Origin of the sequence: Rhodococcus sp. O3 (genome assembly GCF_048897285.1) — a bacterium.
Taxonomy (GTDB): domain Bacteria; phylum Actinomycetota; class Actinomycetes; order Mycobacteriales; family Mycobacteriaceae; genus Rhodococcus.
In genome coordinates this window covers 1-17,641 of record NZ_JBMBTE010000101.1, presented here as the reverse complement: position 1 = coordinate 17,641, position 17,641 = coordinate 1, and the positions used below count along the sequence as shown (strand labels likewise).

Here is a 17,641-nt window from a genome sequence, read left to right as displayed (position 1 = left end):
GCTCGCCGGAAAGGCCCTGCCGTGATCGATGTCCTGGTGGCCCAGCGCGGCAAAGGCGCCCTGCGCGCGTTCAACGAAGCCGGGGTGCTCGCCGCCGCCGACGTCCACGTCGCACTGCGACTGGCGAATCTCGGCGCCGAACCCGACGAAGACGTGCACCTGGCCACCGCGCTGGCGGTGCGGGCCGTGCGGTCCGGGTCCGTGTGCCTGGACCTGACCCGGCTGCGGGACGTCGGCGCCGACGAGAACGCCAAGGTGGACCCGGCCACACTGCCCTGGCCGGACGACGACGCCGTGATCGCGGCGCTGCGGCGCAGCCCCCTGATCACCGGATCCCCGACCGGGCCCCTGCGGCCGCTGCGGCTCGTCGACACCGACGCCGGGCCGCTGCTGTACCTGGACCGCTACTTCCGGCAGGAGCAGACCGTGCGGCGGGTGCTGGATGCGCGATCCCGCGACTACCCGGACGTCGACGAGGACCTGCTGGTGCAGCGGCTCGACGAACTGTTCCGTGACCCGGCCGACCCGTCCCGGCCGTCGTCGGCGCCTGACCGGCAGCGGGTGGCCGCCGCGCTCGCCGCCACCCACTGGACCACCGTCATCGCCGGTGGACCCGGCACCGGCAAGACGCACACCGTCGCGCGGATCCTCGCACTGCTCACCTCGCTGCACGGGCCCGGCGTGCGGATCGGATTGGCGGCCCCGACCGGCAAGGCCGCGGCACGGCTGCAGGAATCGGTGCGCGACCAGGCCGGTCCGCTCGGGCTCGCACCCAACGTCACCGCGATGACGCTGCACCGCATGCTCGGCTGGCAGCGGGGACGCACCCGGTTCCGCTACCACGCCGGCAACCACCTGCCGTTCGACGCGATCGTCGTCGACGAAACCTCCATGGTTTCGCTGACGATGATGAGCTGCCTGCTCGAAGCGGTCCGCCCGGACACGAGGCTCGTGCTCGTCGGCGACCCCGACCAGCTCACGTCCGTCGATGCCGGTGCGGTCCTCGCGGATCTGGTGGCGCGGCCGGTCACCGGCACACCGAACCCGGTGTTCGTGAACATCGCCGCCCGCGACCTGACCGCCGCCGACGACCCGGCCGAAGCCGCCTTCGGAGCCGGCGAACGGGAACGCCTGCGCGGCAGCGTGGTTCGCCTCAGCCGCGGCAGGCGGTTCGGTGGGGACATCGCCCGGCTCGCGGTCGCGGTGCGCGACGGCGACGACGACGAGGCGATGCGCATCCTGCTCAGCGGCGTGCCCGAGGTGACCTTCCACGCCCCCGGCGACCTGACCGCCCTGCACGACGACGTGGTCCGGTCCGCCGAGGAGGTCACCGCGGCGGCGGTCGCGGGCGACGCCCACACCGCGCTGGCCCGATTCGAGACGCACCGGCTGCTGTGCGCGCACCGGGACGGCCCCTACGGCGTGCAGCACTGGGCGCGGCAGGCGATGGAATGGATCGGGGCGTCCTCCGGACGTCGCCTCGACCCCGCTCGCTGGTATCCGGGGCAGCCGCTCATGGTCACCGCGAACGACCACGACCTGCGCATCTACAACGGTGACACCGGGGTCGTGGTGCGCCGCGAGGACGACGCGCTGGTCGCGGCGTTCGCGCGCGGCAAGGATCCGTTCCTGCTGCACCCGAGTCACCTGTCGGCGGTGCAGACGGTGTACGCCATGACGATCCACCGCAGCCAGGGCAGCCAGTACGACACCGTGTCGGTGGTGCTGCCCGACGAGACGTCGTCGCTGCTGACGCGGGAGTTGCTGTACACCGCCATCACCCGCGCCCGGAAACGCGTGCGCATCATCGGCACCGAGGCCGCCGTGCGCGCCGGGGTGGGACGTCAAGTGCTGCGCGCGAGCGGGCTGCGCCGCACCCTCCTCACCGAGAGCTGACCGTCGCGACGGCGGGGCTCACGCCGACGGGTTGGGCCGCACGAATCGCTCGTCGATGTCGTCGATCGACCGTGCCCCCGTCAGCGCCAAGGTGAGGTCGAACTCGGCGATCACGTTGCGGATCACCTCCTCGACCCCGCGCTGTCCCGCGATCGCCAGCCCGTACATGTAGGGCCGGCCGAGCAGCACCGCGTCGGCGCCGAGCGCAAGCGCAACGAATACGTCCGCGCCGCTGCGGATTCCGCTGTCCAGCAGGAGAGTCGGTCCCCGCCCGACCGCGGCCCGGATGTCGAGGAGCGCATCGAGCGAGGCGAGCGAACCGTCGATCTGGCGGCCGCCGTGATTCGACACCACGATCGCGTCGACACCGAGATCGACGGCGCGCCGCGCATCGTCGGGATGCAGAATCCCCTTGAGCACGATCGGCAACCGGGTGCGGTCACGCAGCGTCGCCAGATGATCCCAGCTCAGGCCCGGATTGGAGTAGATGTCGAGGAACGTTTCCGCGGCGGCGCGCGGCACCGGGGAGCGCAGGTTGTCGAGGAAGCGGCCCGGATGGTTGCGGGTCATCGCCAGCAGCGTGCGGATCGCACCCAACGTGATGTCGGGCCGCTCCGCGACCGTCTCGCGGGCCGCGTCGATCCGCTGCCGCACGATGTCGCGGAAACGCGGATCGGACGTGTACTGGGCGATGCCCTCGCCGCGCGCGAACGGCAGCGAACCGAGATTCAGATCCTGCGGGCGCCACCCCAGCATCGTCGTGTCGAGGGTGACGACGACGGCCTCCGCGCCGATCGCCTCGGCCCGGTGCAGCAGGCTGTCGACGAGGTCCTCGTCCGAGCTCCAGTACAGCTGGAACCAGCGCGGTGCGCCGCCCATCGCGGCGGCGCAGTCCTCCATCGAACTGCAGCCCTGGTTGGAGAAGATGTACGGCACCCCGGTCGCCGCGGCGGCCCGCGCGATCGCCAGGTCGCTGTCGGGGCCATCAACGCGCCCGCGCCGACGGGCGCGAGCAGCAGCGGCGACGACAACACGGTGTTCACCACCGTGGTGCCGAGGTCCCGTTCGGTGACGCCGTGCGCCATGCGCGGCACGATCGCCCACCGGTCGAACGCGCGACGATTGTTGCGCATCGTGCGGCCCTCACCGGCACCTCCCGCGACGTACGCCCAGGCCCGCTTCGAACTGGCCCGGCGCGCGGCACGTTCGAGATCGGCGAAGTTCGTCGGGACCGCGGGCCGGCGGCCCAGCGCGCCGTCGCGGTAGACGACACCCTGACGTTCCCGGCCGGGACCTGCGGCGGGGGAGGCGGCGATTTCGGTCACGGGTTCTCCTCTCGGCGCGCACGCACATCGACGACGGTAACCGCGACCCGCGGCCGGGAACCGATATTCGGCCGTTTACCGGGAAGGCAGCAGCGCGCGCACCGCGTCGATGGTGTCCGCGTCGGCGGCGTCCTTGTCGGGCCGGTACCGCAGCACCCGCGCGAACCGCAGGGCCACCCCGCCGGGATAGCGGGGGCTGATCTGCACCCCGTCGAGCTCGATCTCGACGACCAGCTCGGGACGCAGGTAGACGGTGTGCGCGTCGCGGGCACGTTCGCGGCGTGGGAACTCCTCGGTCTGCCAGCGCAGCAGCTCGTCGGTCAGGCCCTTGAACGTCTTGCCGACCATGATCGGTTCACCGCCGTCGGGGTCGCGGGCGCCCAGGTGCAGGTTCGACAGGAACCCGGTGCGCCGCCCGTATCCCCATTCGGCGCCGAGTACCACCAGGTCCAGGGTGTGTTCGGGTTTGACCTTGAGCCAGGTGCGGCCACGCCGTCCGGCCGCGTACGGGTCGATGAGGGACTTGACCATCACGCCCTCGTGGCCGTCGGCGAGGGCAGCGTCGAAATGCGCCGCCGCCGCATCCGGATCGGGCTCGATCAGGGACGGGATCCGGTAGAGCGCTGCGACCGAGTCGAGGGCGGCGATCCGGTCCGTGAGCGAGGCGTCGAGCAGATCGGTGCCGTCCAGGTGCAGGCAGTCGAAGAAGTACGGGCGCAGCAGCAGGTCGTGGGCGCTCGCCGCCCCGAAGCGGCTCATCGTCTCCTGGAACGGGCGCGGCCGCCCGCTGTCGGTCAGTGCCAGGGTTTCGCCGTCGAGCACGACACTCGAACACGGCAGCGCCGCAACCAGTTCGACGAGCTCGGGCACGCTCGACGTGATGTCGCGCAGCGTGCGGGTGTACACGCGGACGTCGTTGCCGTGCCGGTGCACCTGGATGCGGGCGCCGTCGAGTTTGTACTCGACGCTCACCGCCGGACCGAGCTGGGTGAGCGCCTCGGCGAGTGACCCGGCGGGGGAGGCGAGCATCGGGCGGATCGGCCGCCCCACCTCGAGCCGGAACACGCCCAGCGCCTCCTCACCGCCGGCGAGGGCCGCCGCCGCGGTCGCGGGGAGGCGGCCCGACAACATGAACGCGCGACGCACCGTCTCGACCGGCACCGACGTGGCTGCGGCGACGGCGTCGGTCATCACCCCTTCGAGCGCGCCCTGCCGCAGATCACCGGTGAGCAGGCGGACCAGGAACTGCTGCTCGTCCGCGGTCGCGGCACCGAACAAGGAGGTCAGCAGCGTGCGGCGGCGTTCCGTGGAGCCTGCGCCGGTGGTCGCGGCCAGCGTGGTGAAGGTCGCGTCGACGTCACCGACCGACAGGGTCGGCTCGGGTGCCGGGTCGATCTGCAGGCCGCTCAGGGCGCGCCACCCGACGCCGATCCGGCCCTGCCGAACCTCGCCCGACAGCCACGCGACGACCGGTTCCACCTCGCCCGGGTCCAGGTCGGCCAGCAGCTCCTGCAACAGCGCGACCTTCTCCCGCCGTGAGCGGGTGGCACCCACGGCGTCCGACACGGCGACGATCCGGGACACACGCACAGTCCGACGGTAACCGCGTCCAGGCGCTGGGGACCGAGATTCGATCCGGGCGGACGACGGTGCCCTCACGGGGAGGCGCGGGTTTTCAAAGCGTCGCAGCGGTGGGATCCTCGGAATCGGTGAGGGCGGTGGACTGGTTCGATGCGGACGGTTACACGTGGGGCCGGTTGTTCTTCACGCGGGGACTCGCGGCCCTGTACTTCGTCGCGTTCCTGGTGGCGTTCAACCAGTTCCGGGCGCTGCTCGGGTCCGATGGGCTGCTCCCCATCCCGGACTTCGTGCGGGCGGTGCCCTTCAAACGTGCCCCGAGCCTGTTCCATTGGCACTATTCGGACCGGTTCTACGCCGCGGTCGCGGCGACCGGGGCGGTGCTCGCCGCCGCCACCGTCCTCGGGGTCACGGACCTGCTGCCGCTCCCGTTGACGATGCTCGTGTGGTTCGTCCTGTGGGCGCTGTACCTGTCCATCGTCAACGTGGGGCAGGTGTGGTACTCGTTCGGCTGGGAATCGTTGCTGCTCGAAGCGGGTGTGCTCGCGATCTTCCTGGGCAATGCGGAGATCGCGCCGCCGTTCGTCGTGCTGATCCTGTTGCGGTGGCTGCTGTTCCGCCTCGAGTTCGGAGCGGGTCTGATCAAGATGCGGGGCGACCGCTGCTGGCGGGACCTGACGTGCCTGTACTACCACCACGAGACCCAGCCGATGCCCGGCCCGTTCAGCTGGTATTTCCATCGTCTGCCGCGACCGCTGCACAAGGTGGAGGTCCTCGGCAACCACTTCACGCAACTCGTCGTGCCGTTCGGGTTGTTCCTGCCGCAACCGGTCGCCGGGATCGCCGCCGGGATCATGATCGTCACCCAGTTGTGGCTGGTGGCCAGCGGTAACTTCTCCTGGCTGAACTGGATGGCCATCATCCTCGGGCTGTCCGTGATACCGAACGAGGCCTACGACCTGGTGTTGCCTTTCGGCGCCCCCGGCGGCGACAAGGACACACCAGCGGCGTTCATGGCCGCCGTCCTCGCCCTGGCCGCCGTGGTGGTGGTGCTGAGCTACCAGCCGATCCGGAACATGGCGTCGGGCAAGCAGAAGATGAACGCCAGCTTCAACAAGTGGCATTTCGTCAACACCTACGGCGCGTTCGGCAGCGTCACGCGGGTGCGGCGCGAGGTCGTCGTCGAAGGGACCTCCGATCCGACGATCGGCCCCGACACGGAATGGAAAGAATACGAATTCAAGGGCAAGCCGGGCGACCTGCGGCGCCGGCCCCGCCAGTTCGCGCCCTACCACCTGCGACTGGACTGGCTCATGTGGTTCGCCGGGATCTCCCGGGACTACGCGGCCTCCTGGTTCCCGCAGCTCATGGCGAAACTGCTCCGCAACGACAAGGACATCCTGAAGTTGCTGCGGCACAATCCTTTCCGGGACGAACCGCCGCGCTTCGTGCGCGCCCGTCTGTACCGGTACCGGTTCACCACCCGCGCGCAGAGGCGTGCGACGGGTGAGTGGTGGGAGCGGAGCCTGATCGGCGAGTTCTTCTACCCGGCCGAGCTGGTCGACCGATGAGTTTTCCCGCGCCGCGGGGTCTGTGTAGGCGACGATGGAAACCCGAGACGAGGAGAAACCGATGCCCGCGATCACCCCGTGGCTGTGGTTCGACATGAACGCGCAGGAAGCAGCCGAGTACTACATCACGGTGTTCCCCAATTCGCGCATTCTGAAGGTCACCCCCTATCCCGAGGACTCACCTGTTCCGGCAGGCACCGCCCTGACCGTCGAGTTCGAACTCGACGGCACCCGATTCAGCGGGCTCAACGGTGGTCCCCAGTTCCGGTTCAACGAGGCCGTGTCGTTCGCGATCGACTGCGCCGACCAGGACGAGGTGGACCACTACTGGGACGCCCTCATCGCCGACGGCGGCGAGGAATCGCAGTGCGGATGGCTGAAGGACAGGTTCGGAGTGTCCTGGCAGGTGGTGCCGCGCAGGCTCGGGGAACTGATGTCCGACCCGGATCTGGGAGTCGTGCAGCGGGTCAGCGACGCGCTGATGAAGATGCACAAGATCGAGGTGCCGGTGCTCGAGGAGGCGGCGCGCGGCTGACCCGCCCCGGATGTCGTGCGGGCGGACAGAAACCGGGGGTGAGCGGATGGACTCCGACGAGGTGTGGGACGCGATCGACGACCAACGTCGACGCACGGCCGACCTGCTCGAACAGCTGTCCGACGACGAGTGGTCGCACCCGTCGCTGTGCGAAGGCTGGACCGTGCGCGACGTCGCCGCCCACCTGACGCTGCAGCAACTCACGCTCGGCCAGGCGATCCGGATGGCGCTGCGGCATCCCGGCGGTGTCAACACGATGATCCGCGCGTCCGCCCGCAGCCGCGCCGCGTCACCGCCCGAACGGCTGGTCGCGGACATCCGGGCCACGATCGGCTCGCGCCGACACAACATCGGCCTCACCGAGCTCGAGACACTGATCGACATCCTCGTCCACAGCCAGGACATCGCGGTGCCGCTGCGTCGCGACCTCCCGATGCCGACCGCGGCGGCGGCGACGGCGGCGGATCGGGTCTGGTCCACCCGCGGCACCGGCAAGAACCGGGTCTTCGCGTCCGTTCCTCTCGACGGATTCCGCTTCACCGCAACCGATGTCGACTGGTTGGTCGGGGAGGGACCGGATGTGCGCGGGCCGATCTCCGCGATTCTGCTGCTGCTCACCGGCCGGCGCGCGGCGCTGTCCCGTCTCAGCGGGGAGGGGGCCGAGGCCTTGCGTGGGCAGTCGACGCCTTCGTGACGGCCTTCCCGGGTGTGCGAAAGCCCATCGCGTCGCTCACTGCGAATCGGGCGGCCCGGCCGGTACGTTGCGCTTCATGACCACGCGCGCTCAACGGCTCGACGAACTGCCGTTCACCCGCAGACACACCAAGCTGGTGCTCGGCTCCGGCATCGGCTGGGCGCTCGACGCGATGGACGTCGGGCTCATCTCGTTCGTGATGGCCGCGCTCGCCGTGCAATGGAATCTCAGCAGCACCCAGCTCTCGTGGATCGGCTCGATCGGGTTCGTCGGCATGGCCGTCGGGGCGGCGCTCGGCGGGCTGCTCGCCGACCGCATCGGACGCCGGCAGGTGTTCGCGACCACGTTGCTCGTCTACGGCCTGGCGACCGGTGCTTCGGCGCTGGCAGGGTCCGTCGCGGTGCTGCTGGTGCTGCGGTTCGTCGTCGGACTGGGTCTGGGGGCGGAGCTTCCGGTCGCATCGACGCTGGTCAGCGAGTACGCGCCGCGCAAGGTGCGTGGTCGGGTGGTGGTGGCGCTCGAAGCGTTCTGGGCGGTCGGCTGGATCATGGCCGCGCTGATCGGCTACTTCGTCGTGCCGATCAACGACGACGGCTGGCGCTGGGCACTGCTCGCCGGTGTCGTCCCGACGCTGTACGCCGTCGTGGTCCGGTTGGGTCTTCCCGAATCGGTGCGGTTCCTCGAGCGAAAAGGCCGATACGCCGAAGCCGAATCCGCGGTGCGGGCATTCGAGCGGTCGGCGGGCGTCGCCGTCGCCACGCCCCCGGTCGACGAACCGGGTGCCGAGCCGACGCCCGTCGTCGCGGAATCCATCTGGTCCCCGCGGTTGCGGGCCCGCACCGCGGCACTGTGGATTGTGTGGTTCGGCATCAACCTGTCGTACTACGGCGCGTTCATCTGGCTACCCAGCCTGCTCGTCAATCAGGGCTTCGACCTGGTCAAGTCGTTCGAATACACCCTGATCATCACGCTCGCGCAGCTACCCGGCTACGCGGTCGCGGCCTGGCTGATCGAAGTCTGGGGTCGTCGCGCGACCCTCGCGACCTTCCTCGTCGGCTCGGCGGTCGCGGCGGGACTGTTCGGGCTCGCGGGCAGTCCGGCCACGATCATTGCGGCGGGAATGATGCTGTCGTTCTTCAACCTCGGTGCCTGGGGTGCGCTGTATGCGATCGGGCCGGAGCTGTACCCGACATCGGTGCGCGGGGCCGGCACCGGCGCCGCCGCGGCGTTCGGCCGGATCGCGTCGATCCTCGCGCCGCTGATGGTGCCGTGGCTGTTGCACGGCGGCAACGGGCTCGTGTTCGGGGTGTTCGCGGCGTCGTTCGCCGTCGCCGCGGCCGCGGCCTACACCTTGCCGGAGCGGGCGGGGACCGTCCTCGACGCCTGACCGTCGGCGGTGCGCTCCGGTGTGCGCTTCGCGCGTCCGAGCGAATGTATCGCTCGTCTCCTTCAATCGATCGGATGTACCGCTCGCTCGGAAAAGGAAGGGGCACGGCGCGACGTCAGTCGTCGACGAACACGATGTCGAGCGCGGCGATCTCCTCGGGATCGACCACCACGTCGATCGCTGCGACCCGGCCGTCGTCGATCGTGAAGACGAACACGGACCGCGGGATCCCGCCCGGTGCCCAGGCCGCGCCGGGCATGCCGTCGACGAGGACGGTCTGCGCCTTCTTGGCGCGTCCGGAGAACGCGGTGGCCACCGCGTCGGCCCCGACCAGTTCGCGTTCGAGCAGAGGCGCCCCGGCCGCGGCGGCGTGGTGCGCGGTGGCGACCGCGGCGTCGTCGGCGTGCAGGCGCACCTCGGGGTCGAGAAGCGTCAGCAGGTCGTCGAACCGGCCTTCCCGGGACGCGGCGAGGAACGCGTCGACGACCTGCCGCCGGCGCGACAGGTCCGACGGGGTGAGGGTCGCGCCCTGGACCCGGCGTCGCGCGCGGCTGGCGAGCTGCCGGGTCGCGGCCGGGGCGCGGTCGACGATCGGGGCGATCTCGTCGAACGGCACACCGAACATGTCGTGCAGCACGAACGCGAGCCGTTCCGCCGGGCTGAGGGTATCGAGGACGACGAGCATCGCGACTCCGACGGAATCGGCAAGGACCGCTTCGTGTTCCGGCCCCGTCGCGGGCTGGGGGAGTGTGGGCTCCCGGGGGTGATCGGGGTCGTCGAGTGAGACTTCGGATCGTGATCGGCGGGCCCGCAACTGATCCAGGCACACGCGGCTCACGACGGTGGTCAGCCAGCCGGCGAGGTTGGCGACGTCGCTGGTGTCGGAACGGCTCAGCCGCAACCACGTTTCCTGCAGCGCGTCGTCGGCGTCCGCCCCCGAACCCAGCATGCGGAAGGCCACGGACCACAGGTGTGTGCGGTGGGTCTCGAACTGCCGCGCCAGGAAATCCTCGTCGCTCATCTGTCACATCCTTCCGCCCTGCTCCGTCGATGTAGTGACGAACCGGAACAACCCGATGTGACAAGGAGCGAAACAATGCACGCTCGAATGAAGAACCCGGTGATGGTCCTGCCCGCGGCGATGCAGGCGATCCACGCGCTCGGACAGTCCACCGAGAGCGTCGACGTTCCCGTGCGGACACTGCATCTGATGCATCTGCGGGCCAGTCAGATCAACGGCTGCGGCGTGTGTGTCGATCTGCACCCGCGGCTCGCGATGAAGGACGGCGAGACGGCCGAGCGGCTGTTCGCGGTGGCCGCCTGGCGCGAATCCCCGTACTTCACGGACGAGGAACGTGCGGCGCTGGCGCTGACCGAAGCGGTCACCCGGCTCGCGGACCGGCCGGACCCGGTTCCCGACGAGGTGTGGGACGCGGCCTCCGATCTCTACACCGAGGAGCAGCTCGCGGCGCTGATCGTGCAGATCGCGACGATCAACGTCTGGAATCGGATCAATGCCTCGGTGAAGCAGGTGGCGGGAGCGGCAGTGCTGTGAGGGACGGTTGCCGACCGACGACTTAATCTGGAATAATTCCAGATTATGAACGTCCAGAGGAACTCGGTCACGATCCGCCCCCTGGTCCTCGGCGGGCTGCGACCCCTGTACCGGCAGATGCGTCACAACCGCGTGCGGACCGTCCGCTTCGAGCACGATGCAGACATCGCGCGCTTCGACGTCTGTCTCACCGACGGGCACGCGGGCGCGGCACTGGAGATCCGGTCACCGCGTCTTCCGGGACCGCTCACGCTCGCGCTCGGCACCAACTTCCGGGCCGAACCCGCGCTCGACCCCGACGTCTGCCGGGCCCTGTGCGCGGTGCTGAAGCCCGGAGAACCCGCCTCGGCGGCCACCGTCGTGCGCTTCCTGCAGGACGTGGTCGCGCAGGCACCCGCGGTGCTCTCCCGCACCGAGCCGTGCGCGGCCTGCGCCTGACGGCCCGAGACGAAAACAACGCATCCGCGAACCGAAACGGTCCGCGGATGCGTTGGGGCGCAAAGGGTCAGATGCCGGGGCGCTTACCGATCGTCAGGGTGACCTCGCCGGTGCCGGCGAAGAAGTCGTTGCCCTTGTCGTCGACGACGATGAACGCCGGGAAATCCTCGACCTCGATCTTCCAGACCGCTTCCATGCCGAGTTCCGGGTACTCGATGACCTCGACCTTCTTGATGCAGTCGAGGGCGAGACGGGCCGCGGGGCCGCCGATCGAACCGAGGTAGAAGCCGCCGTGCGCGTTGCACGCGTCGGTGACCTGCTTGGACCGATTGCCCTTCGCGAGCATCACCATCGACCCGCCGGCCGCCTGGAACTGCTCGACGTACGAGTCCATGCGACCCGCCGTGGTCGGGCCGAACGAGCCGGACGCCAGGCCGTCGGGGGTCTTGGCCGGACCCGCGTAGTAGACCGGGTGGTCGCGCAGGTACTGCGGCATCTCCTCGCCGGCGTCGAGCCGTTCCTTGATCTTGGCGTGCGCGATGTCGCGGGCGACGACCAGCGGTCCGGTCAGCGACAGCCGGGTCTTGACCGGGTGCTTGGACAGCTCGGCCAGGATCTCCGGCATCGGCCGGGTCAGATCGATCTTGACGGCGGCACCCTTGCCGGTGCCGGACACGCCGTCGGTCTCGGCGTCGAGGCGCTCGTCGGTGATCTCCGGCAGGAACTGGCCCGGATTGAATTCGAGCTGCTCGAGGAACACGCCCTCGGGGGTGATCTTCGCCTTCGCCTGGCGGTCCGCCGAGCAGGACACGGCGATCGCGACGGGCAGCGACGCGCCGTGGCGGGGGAGGCGGATCACGCGGACGTCGTGGCAGAAGTACTTGCCGCCGAACTGCGCGCCGATGCCGATCTTCTGGGTGAGTTCGAAGACCTTCTTCTCGAGCTCGTGGTCGCGGAACCCGCGGCCGGTGATCGCGCCCTCGGTGGGCAGCTCGTCCAGGTAGTGCGCCGACGCGTACTTCGCGGTCTTGAGCGCGAACTCGGCGGACGTGCCACCGACCACGATCGCGAGGTGGTAGGGAGGGCACGCGGCGGTGCCGAGCGAGCGGATCTTGGCCTCGAGGAACTGCATCATCGAGTCCGGGTTCAGGATGGCCTTCGTCTCCTGGTACAGGTACGACTTGTTGGCCGATCCGCCGCCCTTGGCCATGAACAGGAACTTGTAGGAGTTCTCGTGGCCCTTCGCGGTGTCCGCGTACAGCTCGATCTGAGCGGGCAGGTTGTTGCCCGTGTTCTTCTCGTCCCACATGGTGAGGGGAGCGTTCTGCGAGTAGCGCAGGTTCAGCTTGGTGTACGCGTCGTACACGCCGCGCGCGATCGACTCCTCGTCGTCCCCGGGGGTGAGCACGTGCTGGCCGCGCTTGCCCATGACGATGGCGGTGCCGGTGTCCTGGCACATCGGGAGCACGCCGGCCGCGGCGATGTTCGCGTTCTTCAGGAGATCCAGGGCCACGAACTTGTCGTTGTTCGACGCTTCCGGGTCCTCGAGGATGCTCGCGAGCTGCTTCAGGTGATCCGTGCGCAGGTAGTGGGAAATATCGTGCAGCGCGGTCTCGGTGAGCAGGCGGAGAGCCTCGGGTTCGACCTTCAGGAAGGTGCGGCCGTCGGGTCCTTCGACGGTGGACACCCCCTCGCTGGTCAGCAGCCGGTATTCGGTGGGGTCTTCCCCGATGGGCAGCAGGTCCTCGTAGAGGAAGTCGGCCATGATTTCTCCTGGAGAGGGGCTGGGTTCGGCTAACAAGGCTAGCGGCGGCGACGCAAGACCTTGACAACGGGTCGTGTGACCCAGCCGATTCCCGATCGCGAAGTGACGTGCGTCACCTGCGGTTTTCCGGTTCTCGGTGACGGGCGGTACCCCGTCGCAGTGATGTGCGTCATGCCGCGACGGAGCCGCAATCCGTACACTTGTGAGGATGCTTCTCGCGAATATGCCCGGCGGAGTCGCCGCGGGTCTCGTACGACTCCACCGTGCTCACGCGTGGCTCGACGTTCTCGTCGTCGTCGCCGTCCTCGTCGCCACCAACATGGTGGCCCACTTCACCACCGTGTGGGCGTCCATCGCGACGGTCCCCATCGCCGCGCTCGTGCTCGTCGCGATGATGCGGCACCGCGGGATGCGCTGGTCGGAACTGGGACTGTCGCCGCGGCACTGGAAGCGCGGGACGCTCTACTCGCTCGGAGCCGTCGCGCTCGTGGTCGGCGTCGTCGCCGTCGGTATCGCGCTGCCGTTCACCAGGCAGTTCTTCCTGTCCGAGCGGTACGCGACCATCTCCGGTGCCCTCGTCGCATCGATGATCGTGATTCCGCTGCAGACGGTGATCCCGGAGGAACTCGCCTTCCGCGGGGTCCTGCACGGCGCGCTCGAACGCGCGTGGGGCGCCCGCGGCGTCTTCGCCGCCGGCTCGCTGTTGTTCGGGTTGTGGCACATCGCGTCGTCGCTCGGCCTGACCTCCGGGAACGCGGGCCTGTCCGCGGTGCTCGGCGGCGGCGTGTGGGGGCAGGTCCTCGGCATCGCGGGTGCGGTCGTCGCGACCGCGGCCGCCGGATTCGTCTTCACCTGGCTGCGCCGCCGCAGTGGCAGCATCCTCGCCCCGATCGCGCTGCACTGGTCGCTCAACGGCGTCGGTGCGCTCGCGGCCGCGCTGGTGTGGCACGTGACCGTGGCCTGATCGGCACCGAAGTCTCCCTCATTCGCCGATAATTTCACTTCGGGACTGTGTCTGGATCAGGACTGTGTCCGGACGGGGTCACCGGCTCCGACGTATCCGATGCAGCACCCATGCGGGGTGCCACGGAGGAGGAACGGCCATGAAATTCATGATCCAGAGTTACGGGACCCAGCAGGACTACGACGGCATGGCGGGCAAGAGCACGGAGACGCCCCCGTGGTCGCAGGAGGACTTCGCCGCCATGGCCGAGTTCATGACCAAATTCAACGCCGAACTCGAGGCATCCGGCGAACTCGTCGAGACCCGGGGACTGGCCGCGCCTGTCCACACCCGGCGCGTCGGTCCAGGCACGCTCGTGACCGACGGCCCGTACGCCGAGACCGAGGAAGTGCTCGCCGGTTACTGGATCGTCGAGTGCGACAGCTTCGACCGCGCCACCGAGATCGCGCTCCGGCTCGCCGAGTGCCCGGCGCCGCCGCACGTCCTTGCCACCGCCTACGCCGACGTCCGTCCCATCGACGAAGGCGTGCCCCCGGAAGCCGAACCGTAGACATGCACGACACCGCGATCGAGGACGTGCTGCGCAGCGAAGCGCCGCGCGTCCTCGGTGCGGTCGTCCGGCGCTACGGACACTTCGATCTGGCCGAGGACGCCGTGCAGGAAGCACTGCTGGCCGCCGCGACCCGATGGCCGAACTCGGGGCTTCCGAACGATCCGGGGGCCTGGCTCGTCACCGTCGCATCACGACGGTTGACCGACCTGCTGCGCAGCGAGCAGGCGCGGCGGCGCCGCGAGGATGTCGTCGCGCAAGGGACACCGTCCGATCGATGGCGGGCACCCGCGGCGGATTCGGACATTCCCTCCGACGACACGCTCGTGCTGCTGTTCCTGTGCTGCCACCCGTCGCTGACACCCGCATCCCAGGTTGCGCTCGCGCTGCGGGCCGTCGGCGGCCTGACCACCGAGGAGATCGCGCGGGCGTTCCTGACCTCCGAGGACACGATGGCCCGCCGGATCAGCCGCGCGAAGAAACGCATCGAGGACAGCGGCGAGCCGTTCCGGATGCCCGCGGCCGACGGATACGCCGAGCGGCTCGCAGCGGTACTGCACGTGCTGTACCTGATCTTCACGGAGGGTTACGCCGCGACGTCGGGCACGGACCTCGTCCGCCACGATCTGTCGTCGGAGGCGGTCCGGCTCGCCCGCATCGTCCACAGGGTGCTTCCGTCCGATCCCGAGGTGGCGGGACTGCTCGCGTTGATGCTCCTGACGGACGCGCGACGCGGCGCGCGGGTGTCCGCCGACGGAGCGTTGATTCCGCTGGACGCGCAGGACCGTTCGCTGTGGGATCGCGACGCCGTCGCCGAGGGCACGGCATTGGTGTCCGAGGCACTCCGCCGCGGCGAAGCCGGTCCGTACCAGCTCCAGGCCGCGATCGCCGCGGTGCACGATCGTGTGTCCCGTGTGGAGGAGACGGATTGGCCGCAGATCGTGCGGCTCTACGAACTGTTGCTGCGGATGTCGGACAACCCGGTCGTCGCGCTCAATCACGCCGTCGCCGTCGCGATGGCACGCGGTCCCGAGGAGGGGCTCGACCTCCTCGCGCGGCTCGCTGACGACGACCGTGTCGCGGACGGCCGGCGGTTCCACGCGGTGCGGGCGCACCTGCTCGAGATGCTGGGCGACGAGGCGGCAGCCCGGGCGGAATACGGCGAGGCTGCGCGACGCGCCACGAGCCTTCCCCAACAGCGGTATCTGTACGCGCGAGCCGAACGTCTCGGCTGATGGCTCTCGCGGTGTGCCTGCTCTTCGACAGGGAAACCGAACGCGCGCTGCGTCACCTGTGGGACCGGCTCGAGGACCTCGACATTCCCACGCTGCTCACCCACACCCACCGCCGTCACGTCCCGCACGTGTCCTACGCGGTGCTGCGGACCTTCGTCGTCGACGAGGTCGCGGCCGCTGTCGAGACGCTGGCGGACGGAGGTCCGATGGTCCTGCACTTCGACGCGCTCGGCACCTTCCGGCGCGGGCGCATCTGGCTGGCGCCCGCACCCACCGCGGACCTGCTCTTGCGGCAGCGCCGCGTCGTCGACGCGGTCGTCGCCACCGGCGCGGACCTGCACAAGCACTACCGTCCCGACGTCTGGATGCCCCACTGCACGCTGAGTCCGCGCACACGTCTGACCGACCTGCCGCGACTTGCCGCCGCGATCTACGACGTGCTGCCCGTCGCCGCGGTCGTGGATGCGGCGGCACTCGTCGACAGCAGGACAGGGGAGCGCTATGCGCTCCGGATCATTCCGTGAATCCGGATGACGCTGTGACTCAGGATGATTCGGTGAGAGTTCAGTCCTCCGGGTTCTCCACCCAGTGCCCGTACGGAGGCGGGCCCTCGCTCTGGATCTGCACACCGAACACGTGCGAGTGCTTCCAGACATAGCCGTGCAGCACGTGCTCCTCGGACGTCGTCGTGTTGACGACGACGATGTCGCCGCTCGGTCGTTCCTCGAGGACGAAACCGTTGTTGCGTCCGTCCAGAACCCACCACTTTGCAGTGCTCATGATCGGTGTCCTCCGGATCCGGTTTCACGATGATGGGGCCATTTCGACGTTACCGCGCGGCGGTGCGACACGAGAGCGGTTCGGGGCCGACCGGTTCACCTGCCGAGCAGCACACGGGCGGTCGCGTCGTCGGCGGGATAGAACGCCTCGATCGCCAGTTCCGACACCGTCACGTCGAGCGGGGTTCCGAACAGTGTGGTGGTGCTCAGCAGCGACAACTCGACGTCGCCGACCCGCAACCGCAGCGGTACCACGAGCGCTGCGCTGTCACCGGCGTCCGCGTACCCGGCCTCCGCGGTCCCGTCGCCGGGGTAGCCCTCGAGTTCGGCGTGCAGGCGTATCAGCTCGGGGTCGCCGGTCGCCCCGATCTGATGCCGCAGTCGCGCCAGCAGATGCGCCCGCCATTGGCCCAGGTTCGAGATGAGCGGGGCGAGCCCCTCGGGATGCAGCGTCAACCGCAGCACGTTCACCGGCGGCTCGACGAGGGCCGGTGCGCAGGCTGCGAGAAGTCCGGTGACGGCGTCGTTCGCGTCGATCATCGTCCAGTGCCGGTCCACGACGAGCGCCGGAAACGGCATGTGCGACGTCAGGATCCGGCCGATCGCGTCCGACACGGCAGCCATCGACACATCGCCGAGCCGATGCTCCGGATACGCCGGGGCCAGACCCGCTGCGAGCAACAGCGCGTTGCGTTCCCGCAGCGGAAGATCCAGGTGTTCGCCGAGTGCGAGCAGCATCCTGCGCGACGGCTTCGACCGGCCGGTCTCGACGAAACTGAGGTGCCGCGCCGACACCCCCGCGAGGTTGGCGAGGGCGAGCTGGCTCAGCCCGCGACGTTCCCGCCAGTGCCGCAGCAGCGCGCCGGCCGATTCCTGCTGCACGGTTGTCATGTGTTCGACGGTAGGGGAGGCCGGGAAGCGCTGCCATTACCTCACAGGTAATCGATTCGTGTCGCCGCGACCGGGAGTCTCGTCTGTGTACCCACCGACCAACGAACCACGGGAGTAACCATGACCGCCTACGCTGTCGCCCACCTGCGCTCGGTCGATTTCGGGCCGGAGATCGTGCGCTACCTCCAGGAGATCGACGCGAGCCTCGACGAATTCGGGGGCCGGTTCCTCGTCCACGGCACCGATCCGGTGGTCGTGGAAGGATCGTGGCCCGGACATCTCATCGTCATCGAGTTCCCGGACGCCGAGCATGCCCGCGCCTGGTACGAATCGCCCGCGTACCAGGAGATCCTGCCGCTGCGTACCGAGCATTCCGACGGCTCCGCGATCCTCGTCGAGGGGGTCGGGCCCGGTTACCGCGCCACCGACTACCTGGCGAAGATCGGCTAATCGCTCGTGTGTCCTTGTGGCGCCCCTG

At 69.4% G+C, this 17,641-nt stretch carries 17 protein-coding genes and 1 pseudogene; 12 read left to right on the top strand and 6 right to left on the bottom strand.

Annotated features, from left to right (window positions below):
* Positions 1 to 21: 21 nt before the first annotated feature.
* Positions 22 to 1,896 (top strand): exodeoxyribonuclease V subunit alpha, encoded by a 1,875-nt coding sequence (recD, locus tag ACN675_RS22090; protein ID WP_420752880.1) that lies wholly within the window; start codon positions 22 to 24, stop codon positions 1,894 to 1,896.
* Positions 1,897 to 1,914: 18 nt separating this feature from the next.
* Here the strand turns inward: recD and ACN675_RS22085 are convergent.
* Positions 1,915 to 3,221, bottom strand: a pseudogene (locus tag ACN675_RS22085) (alpha-hydroxy-acid oxidizing protein).
* A 75-nt stretch (positions 3,222 to 3,296) separates the two neighbouring features.
* Complete coding sequence (locus tag ACN675_RS22080) at positions 3,297 to 4,811, bottom strand: ATP-dependent DNA ligase (RefSeq protein ID WP_420752878.1); 1,515 nt, start codon at positions 4,809 to 4,811, stop codon at positions 3,297 to 3,299.
* 128 nt (positions 4,812 to 4,939) lie between these two features.
* Between ACN675_RS22080 and ACN675_RS22075 the strand changes: the two genes are divergently transcribed.
* From ACN675_RS22075 to ACN675_RS22060, 4 genes are all read left to right on the top strand, one after another.
* On the top strand, positions 4,940 to 6,370 hold the full coding sequence (locus ACN675_RS22075; RefSeq protein ID WP_420752879.1) for a lipase maturation factor family protein: 1,431 nt from the start codon (positions 4,940 to 4,942) through the stop codon (positions 6,368 to 6,370).
* A 61-nt stretch (positions 6,371 to 6,431) separates the two neighbouring features.
* On the top strand, positions 6,432 to 6,905 hold the full coding sequence (locus ACN675_RS22070) for a VOC family protein (RefSeq protein ID WP_420752877.1): 474 nt from the start codon (positions 6,432 to 6,434) through the stop codon (positions 6,903 to 6,905).
* Positions 6,906 to 6,951: 46 nt separating this feature from the next.
* Positions 6,952 to 7,599: a maleylpyruvate isomerase family mycothiol-dependent enzyme gene (locus ACN675_RS22065; RefSeq protein ID WP_420752876.1), complete on the top strand. Its 648-nt coding sequence runs from the start codon at positions 6,952 to 6,954 to the stop codon at positions 7,597 to 7,599.
* 76 nt (positions 7,600 to 7,675) lie between these two features.
* Complete coding sequence (locus tag ACN675_RS22060) at positions 7,676 to 8,986, top strand: MFS transporter (RefSeq protein WP_420752875.1); 1,311 nt, start codon at positions 7,676 to 7,678, stop codon at positions 8,984 to 8,986.
* A 115-nt stretch (positions 8,987 to 9,101) separates the two neighbouring features.
* On the opposite strand, the gene ACN675_RS22055 is transcribed toward ACN675_RS22060, so the two are convergent.
* A complete protein-coding gene (locus ACN675_RS22055) occupies positions 9,102 to 10,007 on the bottom strand; it encodes a sigma-70 family RNA polymerase sigma factor (RefSeq protein WP_420752874.1) in 906 nt (301 codons plus the stop codon).
* A 75-nt stretch (positions 10,008 to 10,082) separates the two neighbouring features.
* Here ACN675_RS22055 and ACN675_RS22050 point away from each other — a divergent pair, with 75 nt between their 5' ends.
* On the top strand, positions 10,083 to 10,541 hold the full coding sequence (locus ACN675_RS22050) for a carboxymuconolactone decarboxylase family protein (RefSeq protein WP_420752873.1): 459 nt from the start codon (positions 10,083 to 10,085) through the stop codon (positions 10,539 to 10,541).
* 45 nt (positions 10,542 to 10,586) lie between these two features.
* Positions 10,587 to 10,979, top strand: a complete 393-nt coding sequence (locus ACN675_RS22045) for a hypothetical protein (RefSeq protein ID WP_420752872.1) — start codon at positions 10,587 to 10,589, stop codon at positions 10,977 to 10,979.
* A gap of 67 nt (positions 10,980 to 11,046) precedes the next feature.
* Here the strand turns inward: ACN675_RS22045 and ACN675_RS22040 are convergent, their stop codons facing one another.
* The gene (locus ACN675_RS22040; protein WP_420752871.1) at positions 11,047 to 12,744 is read right to left on the bottom strand and encodes a fumarate hydratase; all 1,698 of its coding nucleotides are present in this window, start codon (positions 12,742 to 12,744) and stop codon (positions 11,047 to 11,049) included.
* Positions 12,745 to 12,952: 208 nt separating this feature from the next.
* On the opposite strand from ACN675_RS22040, the gene ACN675_RS22035 reads away from it, so the two are divergent.
* The 4 genes from ACN675_RS22035 (at position 12,953) to ACN675_RS22020 (ending at position 16,017) form a co-directional block, all read left to right on the top strand.
* Positions 12,953 to 13,708, top strand: coding sequence for a CPBP family intramembrane glutamic endopeptidase (locus tag ACN675_RS22035; protein ID WP_420752870.1), 756 nt, complete (start codon positions 12,953 to 12,955; stop codon positions 13,706 to 13,708).
* Positions 13,709 to 13,847: 139 nt separating this feature from the next.
* Positions 13,848 to 14,258 (top strand): YciI family protein, encoded by a 411-nt coding sequence (locus ACN675_RS22030; RefSeq protein WP_420752869.1) that lies wholly within the window; start codon positions 13,848 to 13,850, stop codon positions 14,256 to 14,258.
* A gap of 2 nt (positions 14,259 to 14,260) precedes the next feature.
* Entirely contained in the window at positions 14,261 to 15,493 is a 1,233-nt protein-coding gene (locus ACN675_RS22025) for an RNA polymerase sigma factor (RefSeq protein ID WP_420752868.1), read from the top strand.
* The gene (locus tag ACN675_RS22020) at positions 15,493 to 16,017 is read left to right on the top strand and encodes a 2'-5' RNA ligase family protein (RefSeq protein WP_420752867.1); all 525 of its coding nucleotides are present in this window, start codon (positions 15,493 to 15,495) and stop codon (positions 16,015 to 16,017) included. Before ACN675_RS22025 ends, ACN675_RS22020 begins: the two co-directional genes overlap by 1 nt.
* A 40-nt stretch (positions 16,018 to 16,057) precedes the next feature.
* Here ACN675_RS22020 and ACN675_RS22015 read toward each other — a convergent pair whose 3' ends face one another.
* On the bottom strand, positions 16,058 to 16,273 hold the full coding sequence (locus ACN675_RS22015; protein WP_420752866.1) for a maltose regulon activator MalT: 216 nt from the start codon (positions 16,271 to 16,273) through the stop codon (positions 16,058 to 16,060).
* A 95-nt stretch (positions 16,274 to 16,368) separates the two neighbouring features.
* Positions 16,369 to 17,163 (bottom strand): helix-turn-helix domain-containing protein, encoded by a 795-nt coding sequence (locus ACN675_RS22010; RefSeq protein ID WP_420752865.1) that lies wholly within the window; start codon positions 17,161 to 17,163, stop codon positions 16,369 to 16,371.
* Between the two features lie 120 nt (positions 17,164 to 17,283).
* Here ACN675_RS22010 and ACN675_RS22005 point away from each other — a divergent pair, with 120 nt between their 5' ends.
* Entirely contained in the window at positions 17,284 to 17,613 is a 330-nt protein-coding gene (locus ACN675_RS22005) for a DUF1330 domain-containing protein (protein ID WP_420752864.1), read from the top strand.
* Positions 17,614 to 17,641 lie beyond the last annotated feature (28 nt).

Coding starts and splice junctions, on each gene's coding strand:
- ACN675_RS22070 (WP_420752877.1), top strand. CDS start 6,432: ATGCCCGCGATCACCCCGTGGCTGTGGTTCGACATGAACGCGCAGGAA.
- ACN675_RS22065 (WP_420752876.1), top strand. CDS start 6,952: ATGGACTCCGACGAGGTGTGGGACGCGATCGACGACCAACGTCGACGC.
- ACN675_RS22060 (WP_420752875.1), top strand. CDS start 7,676: ATGACCACGCGCGCTCAACGGCTCGACGAACTGCCGTTCACCCGCAGA.
- ACN675_RS22055 (WP_420752874.1), bottom strand. CDS start 10,007: ATGAGCGACGAGGATTTCCTGGCGCGGCAGTTCGAGACCCACCGCACA.
- ACN675_RS22050 (WP_420752873.1), top strand. CDS start 10,083: ATGCACGCTCGAATGAAGAACCCGGTGATGGTCCTGCCCGCGGCGATG.
- ACN675_RS22045 (WP_420752872.1), top strand. CDS start 10,587: ATGAACGTCCAGAGGAACTCGGTCACGATCCGCCCCCTGGTCCTCGGC.
- ACN675_RS22040 (WP_420752871.1), bottom strand. CDS start 12,744: ATGGCCGACTTCCTCTACGAGGACCTGCTGCCCATCGGGGAAGACCCC.
- ACN675_RS22035 (WP_420752870.1), top strand. CDS start 12,953: ATGCTTCTCGCGAATATGCCCGGCGGAGTCGCCGCGGGTCTCGTACGA.
- ACN675_RS22030 (WP_420752869.1), top strand. CDS start 13,848: ATGAAATTCATGATCCAGAGTTACGGGACCCAGCAGGACTACGACGGC.
- ACN675_RS22025 (WP_420752868.1), top strand. CDS start 14,261: ATGCACGACACCGCGATCGAGGACGTGCTGCGCAGCGAAGCGCCGCGC.
- ACN675_RS22020 (WP_420752867.1), top strand. CDS start 15,493: ATGGCTCTCGCGGTGTGCCTGCTCTTCGACAGGGAAACCGAACGCGCG.
- ACN675_RS22015 (WP_420752866.1), bottom strand. CDS start 16,273: ATGAGCACTGCAAAGTGGTGGGTTCTGGACGGACGCAACAACGGTTTC.
- ACN675_RS22010 (WP_420752865.1), bottom strand. CDS start 17,163: ATGACAACCGTGCAGCAGGAATCGGCCGGCGCGCTGCTGCGGCACTGG.
- ACN675_RS22005 (WP_420752864.1), top strand. CDS start 17,284: ATGACCGCCTACGCTGTCGCCCACCTGCGCTCGGTCGATTTCGGGCCG.